The organism is Pseudomonas sp. H1_A03 (assembly GCF_054685145.1).
In genome coordinates this window covers 5,267,444-5,281,637 of the sequence record NZ_CP162829.1, presented here as the reverse complement: position 1 = coordinate 5,281,637, position 14,194 = coordinate 5,267,444, and the positions used below count along the sequence as shown (strand labels likewise).

The window sequence follows — 14,194 nt, the reverse complement described above, 5'->3', positions numbered from 1 at the left end:
GCGGCTTACATTCGAGATGTTTTCCACATAGGCTTGCGAGCTTAAGGGAAAAAAACGGTCCGAGGCAAAGGATCGACCTGTAACGGGACGTGACGCCATACGGCAACGCCCCTTGTGTGCATTGACGATAAAAGGCGATAGACCATGACCGAACAACACTGGGGCCCAACCATCAGTGGCGATATCGTTGTCATCGGCGGCGGCTCGGCGGGCATCGGCCTGGTGGCCAGCTTGCTCAAGCGCGACTCCCAGCTGAATATCACGCTGATCGAACCGAGCGAATACCATTGCTACCAGCCTGCCTGGACGTTGGTCGGCGGCGGCGCATACGACGTCAAAAAGACCCGCCGGCCCCTGGCCGACGTACTGCCCAATGGCGTCACCTGGGTTCAAGCCGCCGTCACCGAACTGCTGCCGGACGAGCAAACCCTGGTCCTCGACAGCGGCCAGCGCGTCAGCTGGAACAACCTGATCGTCTGCCCCGGCCTGCGCCTGGCCTGGGAAAAAGTCGAAGGGCTGCAGGACACCCTCGGCCAGCATGGCGTGACGTCCAACTACAGCTACGAGCACGCGGCCTACACCTGGCAGCTGGTGCAGCAACTCAAGGGCGGCAAGGCGATCTTCACCCAGCCGGCCATGCCGATCAAATGCGCGGGTGCACCGCAAAAGGCCATGTACCTGTCCTGCGATCACTGGCTAAAACAGGGCACTCTGAACAACATCGACGTGGAATTCAACTTGGCCGGTGCAGCACTGTTTGGCGTGGCGACCTTTGTGCCGCCGTTGATGAAGTACGTGGAAAAATACAACGCCCGCCTGGCGTTCAACGCCAACCTGGTGAAAGTCGACGGCCCGGCCCGCAAGGCCTGGTTCGAAGTGAAAGACGCCGAAGGCAGTGTCAGCGTTGAAGAAAAATCCTTCGACTTGCTGCACGTGGTCCCACCGCAAGTGTCCCCGGATTTCATCCGCCAAAGCCCACTGGCTGACGCTGCCGGCTGGTGCGAAGTGAACCCCCATAGCCTGCAACACTTGCGCTACCCGCACATCTTCGGCCTGGGTGATGTATGTGGCACCACCAACGCCAAGACCGCCGCCGCCGTGCGCAAGCAGATCGTGGTGGTCGCCGAGAATCTGCTGGCCCTGCGCAAGCAGGCGCCTCTGCCGCTCAAATACGACGGCTACGGCTCGTGCCCGTTGACGGTGGAGAAGGGCAAGGTGGTGCTGGCCGAGTTCGGCTACGGCGGCAAGTTGCTGCCGACCTTTCCCCTGGACCCGACCCAGGCCCGACGTTCGATGTGGTTCCTCAAGGCCACCTTGCTGCCGTGGTTCTACTGGAACGGCATGCTCAAGGGCCGCGAGTGGCTGACCCGTTTGAGCAAGGTGGACTGAATGCTGCTGGCCAGTGTGTTGGGATTATTGATGGGCCTGGTCATGGGCCTGACGGGGGCGGGTGGCGGCATCCTTGGCGTGCCGGCGCTGGTGCTGGGCTTGGGCATGAGCATGACCCAGGCTGCGCCGGTGTCGCTGCTTGCCGTCGGCGCGGCGGCAGCGGTGGGGGCGATCGACGGTTTGCGCCATGGCTTGGTGCGCTACCGCGCCGCGTTGCTGATTGCCTTGCTCGGCGCGCTGTTTTCGCCAGTGGGGGTGTTTCTCGCCCACCAGTTGCCGGAAGCGGTGTTGATGGGCCTGTTCAGCGCGTTGATGGTGCTGGTGGCCTGGCGCATGTTGCAGCGCGAGAAGCGCGAGGCCGGGCCGAGTGACCATGGCACTGCGTCCTGGGGCCAGAAGAACTGCATGCTCAACCAGCAGACCGGGCGCTTCGCCTGGACCGCCAAATGCAGCGCGACCCTGGCCGCCCTCGGCGCTGTCACAGGGGCTGTATCGGGCTTGCTCGGCGTGGGCGGCGGCTTCCTCATCGTGCCGGCGTTCAAGCAACTGACCGATGTGCAGATGCGCGGGATTGTCGCCACCTCCCTGATGGTGATCAGCCTGCTCTCACTGGTCGGTGTGGCTGGCGCGTTTCATGCTGGAGTGCGTATCGAGCCTGTGGGCTGGGTATTTATCGGCGCAAGCATCGTCGGCATGTTGGCGGGTCGACGCCTGTGTTCGGTCATCCCTGCGCGCACCTTGCAGGTCGGGTTTGCCAGCCTGTGCGTACTGGTGGCCGCCGGGATGCTATTTAACGCCTTGCGCTGAACCTGTGATGAGGGAGCAGGCTCCCTCACACCGAGGATGCCGTCAGGCCTTTTCTAACTGAGCCAGCCGTTCTTCAAGCGCCGCGATCCGCGCTTCAAGTTCTTCAAGGCGGTCTACCGAAACCCCAGCCCCGCGCTCCACCGGACTGCCACGCGCCGCGAGTATCAATTCGATATCGGCCGGATCACCCAGCGCATGGGTGTAGCGATCTTCGCGCTGGCCCGCCTGACGCGGCACCAACACCGCCAGCCCTCGCGCAATCAGGCGCTCAAGTTGATGCACCACCTGTTCGGCATCTTCAAAATCATGCATGCGCCCGCTGCGGGTGAGCAGTTCATTGACGGTCTGCGGCCCGCGCAAAAACAGCAGCCCGGTCAGGATCACCTGGGCCGGCACCAGTTCCAGCGCCTTGTCCACGCGATGCTCCCAGCGGTCGGCGCGGCTGCCCATCACCAGGCGGGTAAAACCTTGGCCTTCCAGCACGCGCAGGCTTTGGCCGACCTGGCCCTGGCTCAGGTTCATCACCGGCTCGCGGCTGGTCTTCTGGTTACAGGCCAGGACCAAGGCATTGAGGGTCAGGGGATAGGTTTCCGGGTTGGTCGCCTGTTTTTCGATCAGGCAGCCCAAGACGCGGATTTCCGTGCTGTTCAGGCGCGGCTCAGGGGTGTCGGTGTCGTGCTCGGCGGTCATCGCGCTTTCCCTATGCAGTGAACTGCCTAGCCTAATCCTGAAAAAATAAAAGACAAGCGACGGGCATGGCTATAATCGCCGCTGGTTCCAATCCTGCCATTACCGCGAGACAGCCATGACTATTTCCCTGTACGCCGCTTCCATCCCAGTCTTCAAGCAAATGCTCACCGCCCTGAGCGGCGTGTTGACCAAAGCCGAAGCCCACGCCACCGCCAAGAACATCGAGCCCAACGCCTTGCTGCAAGCGCGCCTGTTCCCGGACATGTTCCAACTGGTACGCCAGGTGCAGATCGCCGTCGACTTCGCCAAGGGCGTTTCCGCGCGCCTGGCCGAGATTGAAGTGCCGAAATATGAAGATAACGAAGTCACCTTCGCCGACCTGCAAGCGCTGATCGCCAAGGTCCTGGCGTTTATCGACACCCTCAAGCCTGAGCAAATCGACGGCAAGGAAGGCATCGAGATCATCACTCGCCCAGGCACGCCTAAAGAGAAGCGCTTCAGCGGCCAGTCCTACCTGCTGACCTATGGCCTGCCGCAGTTCTTCTTCCACGTCACCACGGCTTACGCCTTGCTGCGTCACAACGGTGTGGAAGTGGGCAAGCGCGACTACATGGGCGCGTTCTAAACACCCATAAAAAAACCGGGGCGGTTCATTCAAGAATCGCCCCGGTTTTTTTATACGCGGCGTTTAAGCCGGTTGTTCTTCTTTGCCCAGGCATGCAGCTGCGGTGAACAGCACATCAGTGGACGAATTGAGGGCTGTTTCCGCCGAATCCTGCAGCACGCCGATGATGAAGCCTACGGCCACTACCTGCATGGCGATTTCACTGGGAATGCCAAACAGGCTGCACGCCAGCGGGATCAACAGCAACGAACCGCCCGCGACGCCGGATGCGCCGCAGGCGCAGATGGCTGCAACCACGCTGAGCAGCACGGCGGTGGGCAGGTCGACGGCGATGCCCAAGGTGTGCACGGCGGCCAGGGTCAGCACGGTGATGGTGATCGCGGCACCGGCCATGTTGATGGTGGCACCGAGCGGGATCGACACCGAGTAGGTGTCTTCATGCAGGCCCAGGCGCTTGCTCAACGCCAGGTTGACCGGGATATTCGCTGCCGAGCTGCGGGTGAAGAACGCGGTGATGCCGCTTTCGCGCAGGCACAGCAGCACCAGCGGGTAAGGGTTGCGGCGCAGTTTCCAGAAGACGATGGCCGGGTTGATCACCAGCGCCACAAACAGCATGCAGCCGATCAGCACCACCAGCAGGTGGGCATAGCCGAGCAGGGCGCCGAAACCGGAAGTGGCCAGGGTCGAGGCCACCAGGCCAAAAATGCCCAGCGGCGCAAAGCGGATCACCACGCGTACGATCAGCGTGACGCCGTTGGACAAGTCATCCAGTACCGTGCGGGTGGTTTCGCCCGCATGGCGAATGGCAATGCCCATGCCGATGGCCCAGGCCAGGATGCCGATGAAGTTGGCATTCATCAGTGCGCTGATCGGGTTGTCCACCACACTCAGCAACAAACTTTGCAACACCTCGCCGATACCACCAGGGGCACTGACCGTCGCATCGTGGGTAGCGAGCACCAGCGGCGAGGGGAACAGTGTGCTGGCGATCACGGCGACCACGGCGGCGGCAAACGTGCCCAGCAGGTACAGGAACAGAATCGGTTTGATATGGGTTTCCTGGCCATGCTTATGGTTGGCGATCGACGCCATCACCAGTACAAACACCAGGATCGGTGCCACAGCCTTGAGCGCCGCGACGAACACCTTGCCGATAAACCCGGTGGTTTTCGCCGCCTCGGGCAGCAGCAAGGCCAGCAGAATGCCCGCGATCAGGCCAATGACGATTTGCGTGACCAGGCTGACGCGCGCGAGTCGTTGCAGGAGGGAAGGGGCAGCAGTCATAAGCAGTTGTCTCTAGTTTTTTTAGTAGGGCGCAGCATTGCAAGCAGGAAGGGTATGGGAAGCAGGTGCGGAGTCTAACATGCTGTAGGAAATGTCCCTGCCGGTGCGGCATTCCGTCACCCGCGTTCTCAGGTTTTCGCCTGGCCGGACAGACTCTGTTAAGATTCTCGCCTCTCACGTTTCCTATCCTTCAGCGAGCCCTTCGGGTTGTCGTTGATGTCGTTGTTTCTGGAGTTTTCATGTTGTTTCCTATCCTGCTGCTGTCGGCTGCCGGCTTCACTGTGCTGACCACAGAATTCGTCATTGTCGGCCTGTTGCCGTCCATTGCCCGCGACCTGAATGTCAGCGTGTCCCAGGCCGGGCTGCTGGTGACGTTGTTTGCGTTCACCGTGGCGGCGTTCGGCCCGTTTCTGACGGCCTATTGCGCGCGTTTCCCACGCAAGCGGCTGTTTATCAGCATTTTGATCATGTTTGGCGTGGCGAATACCGTGGCGGCACTGGCACCGAACATCTGGGTGATGGCGGTGGCGCGTTTGATTCCGGCGCTGGGTTTGCCGGTGTTCTGGGCCCTGGCCAGTGAAACGGCGGTGGACATCGTCGGCCCCGAGTTCGCTGGGCGCGCCATCGAGAAGATTGGTTTCGGTATCGTCTGCGCCACGGTGTTCGGCATTCCGGTGGGCACGCTGATTTCCGACATGTTCGGCTGGCGCAGCGCGTTTGCCATTCTCGCGGTGGTGGCGGTGGCCAAGGCCTTGTTGTTGTTTATCTACCTGCCAGTGACGGCGCCGAAGAACGATGAAGTGACGTTGCGCTCGCAATTCAAGATATTGCGCAACCCGCTGATGCAGGGCCATATCCTGCTGTCGATCCTGGTATTCAGCGGCATGTTCACCGCTTACACCTACCTGGCAGACATCCTTGAGCGCCTGGCCGGGTTCGATGGCACGTTGGTGGGCTGGTGCTTGATGGGCTTTGGCGCGGTCGGTCTGATTGGCAATTCATTGGGTGGGCGCGCGGTGGATCGCCATCCGTTGATCGCGTCCATGGTGTTCTGCGGCTTCATGATCGCCGGCATGGTGGCACTGGTGCCGGCGATTCACTCCACTGTCGGCCTGGCGGCAGCGATGGCGGTGTGGGGCGTGACCCAGGCGGCGATGTTCCTGGTCAGCCATGTACGGCTGATGAAAGCCGCGCCCCATGCGCCTGCGTTTGCTGCATCGCTGAATATTGCCGGGGCCAATCTGGGGATCGGGCTGGGGGCGCTGGTCGGCGGCCATGTGATCGACACACTCGGCCTGGGCAGCCTGGGTTTTGCGGCGTCCGGGTTTATCCTGGTGTCGATCCTGCTGGCATTGTGGCTGATGACGGCGAAATCGGTGTCGACCTGTGCCTGATTCATGTGGTCAGGGCAGGGTGGTAAACAACTCGCGTCTGGCCCCCTCGGTAATCGCCACGATACCGGGGTGCTTGACCTTGCGTTCCACCGAGATCGCGTAGAAGGATTCGGTCACCGCGACGGTCTGGCCAATCAGTGCAACGCCATACTGGCGCACCACCTCATCGGCGATCACGCTGGGAGCGATAAAGATCCCGCTGCCGGACTGGCCAAACGCCTGCATCAAGGCGCTGTCATCGAACTCACCGATGATCCGTGGTTGAATCTGTTGCTCGGCAAACCAGCGCTGCAAACGGCTGCGGACGACGGTTTCCGCCCCCGGAATCAATAGCGGTGCGCCGTGCAGGCACTGTGGAAAATCGCCGCCATATCTGTCAGCCAAGGCTTGGGTGGCGAAAAAACTGATGCCACATTCTCCCAGCTTCTGGCTGTAGCCTTTGATATCCAGGTGCGTCGGCATGGGGCTGTCGGAAATCACCAGGTCCAGGCGCTGGATCGCCAGGTCAGCCAGCAGGCGTTCGAGTTTGTCCTCGCGGCAGGTGATGCGGATCGGCTCGCTCAGCTCCATGGTCGGCGCGATCAGCCGGTAGACGATGGATTTGGGCACCACGTCCGCCACCCCGACGCGAAACTGGATCTGTTGTTCGTCGGGTTGTGCGCGCAGCATGGCTTCCAATTCATTACCGGTCTGGAACATCTGCTCGGCATACGGCAAAGCCTGGCGCCCGGCTTCAGTCAGCTCCAACTGGCGACCGACGCGCTGAAACAGCGCGACACCAAAGGTCTGCTCAAGCAGGCTGATCTGCCCGCTGATGGTCTGGGGCGTGAGGTTAAGCTGCTCACAGGCGCGCACGATGCTGCCAGTCTTGGCCACCACCCAGAAGTAGTGCAGTTGTCGGTAATTGAGCATGGCGGCCATCACTTCGTAAAAACCGAAGTATACTCGAGAAAAATACGAATTTTCCTGAACTGTTCTCCTGCATAGAATGCCTCGCTATCGCGGGGCCACTATTTGGACCCAATGGTTCTAACGAGGAATACATCATGAAACTCAATTCTCTGGGCGCGGCATCGTTGCTTGCGCTTTCATTGGTAGTGATCAGTGGGTGTGATCAGGTCGAAAAAAGCGCACAGCAAGTGTTGGGCAAGGCTACCGAGTCGGCCAAGCAAGCGATCGATGACACCCACAAAGCCGCCGAACAGGCATTGAGTGAAGCGACAAACGGCCTGATCACCCCGCAGAAGAAGGATGATCAGCAAGAGAAAGAATCAGAATCGAACAGTAAAGAAGCCTAACTTCCCGCACTTAATTTCCCGCACAACGTCAGGACTGACCTATGGATTACCTGTTACAGCTGGCTGCCAGCCCCACCGCCTGGGTTGCCCTGGCCACCTTGATCGTCATGGAAATCGTGCTCGGCATCGATAACCTGATCTTTATCTCGATCCTCACCAACAAGCTGCCGGAGAAGCATCGGGCCAAGGCACGGCGCATTGGTATCAGCATGGCGTTGATATTGCGCCTGGGCTTGTTGAGCACCATCGCGTTTATCGTGCAACTGACCACGCCGGTATTCGAAGTACTCGGCCAGGGTTTCTCGTGGAAGGACATGATCCTGATCGCCGGTGGCCTGTTCCTGGTGTGGAAGGCGACCACCGAGATCCACCACAGCATGGACCCCGAGCCAGAAGAGAAGGCCAGCGTCGGCAATACGGTAGCCATCGGTTTCGCCGCGGCCATCGGGCAGATCCTGTTGCTTGACCTGGTGTTCTCCATCGACAGCATCATCACCGCCGTGGGCATGACCGAGCACTTGCCGATCATGATCATTGCCGTGGTGACCTCGGTGATCGTGATGCTGGTGGCGGCCGAGCCGTTGGCCAAGTTCATCAATGACAACCCGACCGTGGTGATGTTGGCCCTGGGCTTCCTGATCATGATCGGTATGACGTTGATCGCCGAAGGCTTCGGTGCCCATGTGCCTAAAGGCTACGTGTACGCGGCCATGGCGTTCTCGGCGGCAATCGAGTGCTTGAACATCGCCCGACGCAACCGCCACAAGCGCCTGCTCGCCGCGCGGCAATAACGGCTGACACGTAAAGGCCGGCTGTGCTCACAAGAGCCCAGCCGGCTTTTTGCTGTCTGTTAGAATCCGCGCACTTGATAGCGTGAGGTCCACCATGAACGAGCCGATTCGCCTTACCCAGTACAGCCACGGCGCAGGGTGTGGCTGCAAGATTTCGCCGCAGGTCCTGGAAGTGATCCTCGCCGGCAGCGGCGCACAGAACCTCGACCCCAACCTGTGGGTGGGCAACGCCTCCCGGGACGACGCAGCGGTGTACGCCATCGACGACGAGCGCGGCGTGGTCTCCACCACTGATTTTTTCATGCCGATTGTCGATGATCCTTTCGACTTCGGCCGCATCGCCGCCACCAATGCGATCAGCGACATCTATGCCATGGGCGGCGACCCATTGATGGCCATCGCGATCCTCGGCTGGCCGGTCAATGTCCTGGCGCCGGAAGTTGCCCGGGAAGTGATCCGGGGTGGCCGTTCCGTGTGCGACGAAGCCGGCATTCCCCTGGCCGGCGGCCACTCCATCGATGCCCCGGAACCGATCTTCGGGCTGGCCGTGACCGGCATCGTGCAAAAGCGCCATATGAAGCGCAATGACACCGCCACCGCGGGTTGCCGGTTGTACCTGACCAAGCCCCTGGGCATCGGCATCCTCACCACCGCCGAAAAAAAGGGCAAGCTGCGCGAGGCGGACATCGGCCTGGCCCGCGACTGGATGTGCACCCTCAATAAGCCGGGTAGCCGTTTCGGTAAATTGGCGGGTGTCACCGCCATGACCGATGTCACCGGTTTCGGTCTTTTAGGTCATTTGGTGGAAATGGCTGACGGCAGTGGCGTGACTGCCCGTATCGAATACAACAAAGTCCCACGCCTGCCGGGGATCGAGGACTACCTCGACCAGGGCTGCATGCCCGGTGGCACCTTGCGCAACTTTGACAGCTATTCAAGCAAGCTCGGGCGCCTGCAGGAATTGCACAAGCGAGTGCTGTGCGACCCACAGACCAGTGGGGGGCTGTTGATTGCCGTGACCCCGCAAGGCGATGCCGAATTTCACACGGTAGCTGCCGAACTGGGCTTGAACCTTGAGCCGATCGGCGAATTGGTTGAGCGACAGACCCACGCGGTAGAGGTGTTCTGATGGCAATGGATATCACCGACTACCGCGACATCTTTCTGAGTGACCGGCCGATGATGGACACCCGCGCGCCGGTCGAATTCGCCAAGGGGGCATTCCCTGGCGTGATCAACCTGCCGTTGATGACCGACGACGAGCGCCAGCAGGTCGGCACCTGCTACAAGCAGCAGGGTCAGCAGGCGGCAATTGTGCTGGGCCACGCATTGGTGTCCGGGGCGATCAAGGCCGAACGCATCGAACAATGGGCACGGTTCGCCCAGGCCAATCCCGATGGGTACCTGTACTGCTTTCGTGGCGGGCTGCGCTCGCAGATCGTGCAGCAATGGCTGAAAACCGAAGCCGGTATCGAGTATCCGCGCGTCGGCGGCGGCTACAAGGCCATGCGTAGCTTTCTTTTGGAGACGGTCGAACAGGCCACCGCGCAGTGTGATTTCGTGCTGCTGGGCGGCATGACCGGCACCGGCAAGACCGAAGTCCTGGGCCAGTTGCGCAACGCCCTGGACCTGGAAGGCCACGCCAACCACCGCGGCTCAAGCTTCGGCAAACGGGCCACGGCGCAACCGTCCAACATCGATTTCGAAAACCGCCTGGCCGTGGACGTGTTGAAAAAACGTGCGGCAGGTATCGAGCAGTTTGTGGTCGAGGACGAGAGCCGCATGATCGGCAGTTGTGCGTTGCCCTTGCCGTTGCACAAGGGCATGCAGACATTCCCGATGGTGTGGCTGCAAGACAGCGTCGAAGGACGGGTCGAACGGATCCTGCGCGATTACGTGGTCGACCTGTGCGCCGAATTCATCGCAGTGTTCGGCGAGCGGGGCCAGGCGTTGTTTGCCGAACGCCTGACCCAGAGCCTCGCCAATATCCACAAGCGCCTGGGGGGCGAGCGGTTCCAACGGTTGCAGGTACTTTTGCAGCACGCCCTGGCGGAACAGGCGCGCAGTGGTTCGGTGGACCTGCATCGCGGTTGGATCGAAGGCTTATTGCGCGAATATTACGACCCGATGTACGCCTTCCAGCGGGAAAGCAAAGGCGCACGCATCGAGTTCGCCGGGGATCAGGACGCCGTCGTGGCGTATTTGCGCGAGCGCGCCCTGATCACAAGATAAGCGCCCCGATCAGCCCACACACCACGCCCACCAGCATGGTCAGCCCGGCCACCGTCACCAGCACCCGCGCGTCGAAATCCTTGCGCAGCATCAGCAGTGACGGCAGGCTCACGCTCGGCAGGGTCATCAGCAGCGCCACGGCCGGGCCGGTGCCCATGCCCAGGGCCATCATTGTTTGTACGATGGGGATCTCTGCTGCTGTAGGAATTACGAACAGCGTGCCGACAATCGCCAGGGGCACCAGCCATACCAGGCTGTTGGCCATGGCGCCGTCCACATGGGGGAACAACCACACCCGCGCTGCGCCGAGCACCAGCACCGCCAGGATATACACCGGGATTGTGCTCCAGAACAATTGCCACAGCGTGCGCAACCATCGGCTGAAGAAGGGTTGCGATTCAACCACGCTGGCCTCGGCCACGGCGCCCAGTGCCAAGTCCGGCACCTGCTCCGGGCGCGCAATGCGTTGCGCTACCAGCGACACGCCCACCACCAGCACGATACCCGCCACCAGCCGCAACGCGGTAAAGCCCCAACCCAACACAAAGCCCATGAACACCAGGGTCGCCGGGTTCAGCACCGGGTTGGCGATCCAGAAGGCCAGCGCCGCACCTACCGACACCTGCTGGCGTCGCATGCCCGCGGCCACCGGGGCCGCGCAGCAACTGCACATCATCCCCGGCAAGGCGAACAGCCCGCCGCGCAAGGTCGAACCCAGCCCGGCGCGACCGAACAGACGCAGCAGCCAATCGCGGGGGATCAGCACTTGCAGCAATGAGCCGAGGATCACCGCCAGCACGGCGGCTTTCCAGATTGCCAGGAAGTAAACCTGGGCATAGGCCAGCGCGGACGCCAGTGGCGAGCTTTGTTGATCGTTGAGAATCGAGGCGCCGATGCTGTGGTTATCCGCCGCGACAAACGCCTTGAGGTAGTAGGGCGACCATTTAACGTAGTAGAGGCCGACGCAGGCCACCAGCAGAAACAGCGCAGGCTTGTACCAGAAGGACCAACCCCGGGCGGGCTGGGTAGGGGAAAGATGAGGCATGGTGATGATCCGCAGGTGAGTCAGTAGCGGCGCATCATACGCTGTCAGCTGTTATCGGCACTCACCTGCGTCGACGGCGGGCAGGATTCTTCACCGTGGTTCAAGCCCTGCTTGTAGTTGCGACTGAGCAGCGAGGCCTTGCCGTTGTGCCAGGTCAGCGTCAGTACATACAAGGTGTCGTAGTCACTGCCGGACCAGTCGTCGGTGATGGTGTGTTTTTCGCCGGAAGCTTCACTCGCCACCTTGTTGATCAACTCCGGCAGGTAGCCGTGGGACCAGGCCGTGTAGATCGTGGCGTTGTGATACTTGTCTTCTACCAACTCATCGGCCAGGTCACTGGTGTCATTCGCCGAGAAGTTGATATTGACCGGCAGGCCGAGCTTGATTGCACTGGGGCTGATGGTCATCAGCGGGCGGATGTAGCTGTAGGAGTTGTCTTGCTCGCCTTCCTCGACGTTGCGCGTCGGGTTGGCGGCAAACACAAAGTCGGCATTGCCGAATTTTTCCGGCAACAGGGTGGCCAGGTTCATTGCCCGGTTCAGGCCCTGGCAATTGAGTTGGCCCAGGCCGCCGGCGGGTTTTTCGGCGTGGCGCAGGAACACCAGGGTTTGCACGCCATCCACCGGTTGGGCGCGGCTTTCGCGGGCATCGAGGGCCGCGACCAGAGCGCCGCTGACCAGCAGCATCGGTAATACGGTGAAGGAGTAGCGTTTGAGTTGTTGCATAAGGCGCAGAGGCTTGATCGTCATTATAGTTCGAGTCTTCGTGCGTCACGTTAAGGCGGACAAGCCTGGCCCCAATGACGCCGTGGGCGCCTTGTGGGGGATTCCTTGTCGATATAGCCAGGTGCCTCCATTCACCGTAAGCGCGCACTTAAGAGTGCACGCGGGCGTATTGGTTCGCCCATGCGGGATAATAGCCAGCAGATGTTGCGCATTGATGACCCATGCAGGACACCGGGTAGGTGTCTATCATGGGGGCTTTCTGCAAGGGGAAGAACCCGATGAACCCGCTCGCCGCCTTTCCGATCAACCGCAAATGGCCCGCTCAGCATCCAGAGCGCTTGCAACTGTACTCGCTGCCTACGCCCAATGGGGTAAAAGTCTCGATCATGCTCGAGGAATTGGGGCTGCCCTACGAGGCGCACAAGGTCAGTTTCGAGACCCAGGACCAGTTGTCCCCCGAGTTCCTGTCCCTGAATCCCAACAACAAGATCCCCGCGATCATCGACCCCAACGGCCCGGCCGGTCAGCCTCTGGCGCTGTTTGAGTCGGGTGCGATCCTGATCTACCTGGCGGAAAAAACCAGCCAGTTGCTCTCCGAAGATCCGGCGACACGTTATGAAACTATTCAATGGCTGATGTTCCAGGTGGGCGGTATCGGCCCAATGTTTGGCCAACTGGGTTTCTTCAATAAATTCGCCGGCAAGGCTTACGAAGACAAACGCCCTCGTGACCGTTACGCCGCCGAGTCCAGACGCCTGCTGGATGTGCTGGAAAAACGCCTGCTGGGCCGTACCTGGGTCATGGGCGACGAGTACAGCATCGCCGACATCGCCACGTTCCCCTGGGTGCGCAACCTCATCGGGTTTTATGAGTCCGGCGACCTGGTTGGCATCGCCGACTTCCCCAATGTACTGCGCGCGCTGGATGGCTTTGTGGCCCGGCCGGCGGTGATCCGTGGTCTCAACATACCGAGCTGAAGCATGCCGACTTTCGATTTCAAACAACTGGATGTGTTCAGCAGCGTACCGCTCAAAGGCAACCCGCTCGCGGTGGTATTGGGCGCTGACAGCCTGACCGACCAACAGATGGCCGACTTCGCTCGGTGGACCAACCTCAGTGAAACCACATTTTTGCTGACACCCCGCGATCCCCAGGCGGACTACCGGGTGCGAATTTTCACCACCTTGAAGGAGCTGCCTTTTGCCGGGCACCCGACGTTGGGCAGTTGCCATGCCTGGTTACAGGCTGGCGGCGTGCCACGAGGCGCGGAGATTGTCCAGGAGTGCGAAATCGGCCTGGTGCGTATCCGTCACCAAGGTGATGAGTTGGCCTTTATCGCGCCGCCGTTGTTGCGCTCAGGTGCCGTGGACGCGCCGTTGTTGGAGCGTGTGCGCCTGGGGTTGGGCCTGGCACAGGGCGCCATTGTGCGCAGCCAGTGGGTCGATAACGGCGCCGGTTGGCTCGCGGTCATGTTGCCCAGCCGTGAGCAGGTCCTGGCGTTGCAGCCGGATTATTCGCAACTGCTGGGGTTGGCCGTGGGCGTGATTGCCCCCTGCGACCCTGCTCGCGACGACGTCGACGCGCAATTTGAAGTGCGTGCCTTTGTCGCAGGCGACGGCGCCCAGGAAGATCCGGCCACCGGCAGTCTGAATGCCGGTGTCGCGCAATGGCTGCTGGCCGAAGGCCTGTCGCCTGAGCGCTATGTGGTCAGCCAGGGCACTGCGTTGGGGCGTGCGGGGCGTATTCGCATTGAACGCCAGGGCGAGGAAATCTGGGTGGGTGGTGCTGTGGCGGTGTGTATCGAAGGGCGCCTACAGCTCTAGATCAATAAATTGTTACGGCCCTCGCAATACACTATTGGGCCCTCCGGGTTTGTGTTGCCGGGGCCGGGGGGCATAAGCTTCGCCCCAAAGT

General features: G+C 61.1%; 15 protein-coding genes. 10 read left to right on the top strand and 5 right to left on the bottom strand.

The genetic code is table 11. The annotated features are described in order from the left end of the window. Nucleotides 1-144 precede the first annotated feature (144 nt). Both AB4O35_RS24330 and AB4O35_RS24325 read left to right on the top strand, forming a co-directional pair. Entirely contained in the window at nucleotides 145-1,389 is a 1,245-nt protein-coding gene (locus AB4O35_RS24330; RefSeq protein ID WP_065872345.1) for an NAD(P)/FAD-dependent oxidoreductase, read from the top strand. Then, nucleotides 1,390-2,196 (top strand): sulfite exporter TauE/SafE family protein, encoded by an 807-nt coding sequence (locus tag AB4O35_RS24325; RefSeq protein ID WP_065872344.1) that lies wholly within the window; start codon nucleotides 1,390-1,392, stop codon nucleotides 2,194-2,196. Nucleotides 2,197-2,238: 42 nt separating this feature from the next. On the opposite strand, the gene AB4O35_RS24320 is transcribed toward AB4O35_RS24325, so the two are convergent. Beyond that, complete coding sequence (locus tag AB4O35_RS24320) at nucleotides 2,239-2,886, bottom strand: YceH family protein (RefSeq protein WP_065872343.1); 648 nt, start codon at nucleotides 2,884-2,886, stop codon at nucleotides 2,239-2,241. Between the two features lie 115 nt (nucleotides 2,887-3,001). Here AB4O35_RS24320 and AB4O35_RS24315 point away from each other — a divergent pair, with 115 nt between their 5' ends. Continuing rightward, nucleotides 3,002-3,511 carry a DUF1993 domain-containing protein gene (locus AB4O35_RS24315; RefSeq protein ID WP_065872342.1) on the top strand — a complete coding sequence of 170 codons (510 nt, stop codon included), beginning with the start codon at nucleotides 3,002-3,004 and terminating at the stop codon, nucleotides 3,509-3,511. 63 nt (nucleotides 3,512-3,574) lie between these two features. Here AB4O35_RS24315 and sstT read toward each other — a convergent pair whose 3' ends face one another. After that, the gene (gene sstT / locus AB4O35_RS24310) at nucleotides 3,575-4,795 is read right to left on the bottom strand and encodes a serine/threonine transporter SstT (protein WP_065872341.1); all 1,221 of its coding nucleotides are present in this window, start codon (nucleotides 4,793-4,795) and stop codon (nucleotides 3,575-3,577) included. Nucleotides 4,796-5,034: 239 nt separating this feature from the next. Between sstT and AB4O35_RS24305 the strand changes: the two genes are divergently transcribed. Next, nucleotides 5,035-6,189, top strand: coding sequence for an MFS transporter (locus AB4O35_RS24305; protein ID WP_065910695.1), 1,155 nt, complete (start codon nucleotides 5,035-5,037; stop codon nucleotides 6,187-6,189). A 9-nt stretch (nucleotides 6,190-6,198) separates the two neighbouring features. Here the strand turns inward: AB4O35_RS24305 and nhaR are convergent, their stop codons facing one another. Continuing rightward, a complete protein-coding gene (nhaR, locus tag AB4O35_RS24300; protein ID WP_065910742.1) occupies nucleotides 6,199-7,101 on the bottom strand; it encodes a transcriptional activator NhaR in 903 nt (300 codons plus the stop codon). A gap of 134 nt (nucleotides 7,102-7,235) precedes the next feature. On the opposite strand from nhaR, the gene AB4O35_RS24295 reads away from it, so the two are divergent. From AB4O35_RS24295 to mnmH, 4 genes are all read left to right on the top strand, one after another. Beyond that, nucleotides 7,236-7,487, top strand: a complete 252-nt coding sequence (locus AB4O35_RS24295; protein ID WP_049709023.1) for a hypothetical protein — start codon at nucleotides 7,236-7,238, stop codon at nucleotides 7,485-7,487. A gap of 41 nt (nucleotides 7,488-7,528) precedes the next feature. Beyond that, complete coding sequence (locus AB4O35_RS24290; protein ID WP_065872338.1) at nucleotides 7,529-8,278, top strand: TerC family protein; 750 nt, start codon at nucleotides 7,529-7,531, stop codon at nucleotides 8,276-8,278. A gap of 94 nt (nucleotides 8,279-8,372) precedes the next feature. Continuing rightward, nucleotides 8,373-9,407 carry a selenide, water dikinase SelD gene (gene selD, locus AB4O35_RS24285; protein ID WP_065872337.1) on the top strand — a complete coding sequence of 345 codons (1,035 nt, stop codon included), beginning with the start codon at nucleotides 8,373-8,375 and terminating at the stop codon, nucleotides 9,405-9,407. Further along, on the top strand, nucleotides 9,407-10,510 hold the full coding sequence (gene mnmH, locus AB4O35_RS24280) for a tRNA 2-selenouridine(34) synthase MnmH (protein WP_065872336.1): 1,104 nt from the start codon (nucleotides 9,407-9,409) through the stop codon (nucleotides 10,508-10,510). Before selD ends, mnmH begins: the two co-directional genes overlap by 1 nt. Here the strand turns inward: mnmH and AB4O35_RS24275 are convergent. Beyond that, entirely contained in the window at nucleotides 10,500-11,555 is a 1,056-nt protein-coding gene (locus tag AB4O35_RS24275; RefSeq protein WP_065945947.1) for a permease, read from the bottom strand. The genes mnmH and AB4O35_RS24275 overlap by 11 nt on opposite strands. A gap of 44 nt (nucleotides 11,556-11,599) precedes the next feature. Then, nucleotides 11,600-12,304: a histidine phosphatase family protein gene (locus tag AB4O35_RS24270; protein ID WP_065872334.1), complete on the bottom strand. Its 705-nt coding sequence runs from the start codon at nucleotides 12,302-12,304 to the stop codon at nucleotides 11,600-11,602. Between the two features lie 254 nt (nucleotides 12,305-12,558). Between AB4O35_RS24270 and AB4O35_RS24265 the strand changes: the two genes are divergently transcribed. Both AB4O35_RS24265 and AB4O35_RS24260 read left to right on the top strand, forming a co-directional pair. Next, complete coding sequence (locus AB4O35_RS24265; RefSeq protein WP_065889272.1) at nucleotides 12,559-13,257, top strand: glutathione S-transferase N-terminal domain-containing protein; 699 nt, start codon at nucleotides 12,559-12,561, stop codon at nucleotides 13,255-13,257. 3 nt (nucleotides 13,258-13,260) lie between these two features. After that, on the top strand, nucleotides 13,261-14,103 hold the full coding sequence (locus AB4O35_RS24260; protein ID WP_065945946.1) for a PhzF family phenazine biosynthesis protein: 843 nt from the start codon (nucleotides 13,261-13,263) through the stop codon (nucleotides 14,101-14,103). The last annotated feature ends 91 nt before the right edge of the window (nucleotides 14,104-14,194 follow it).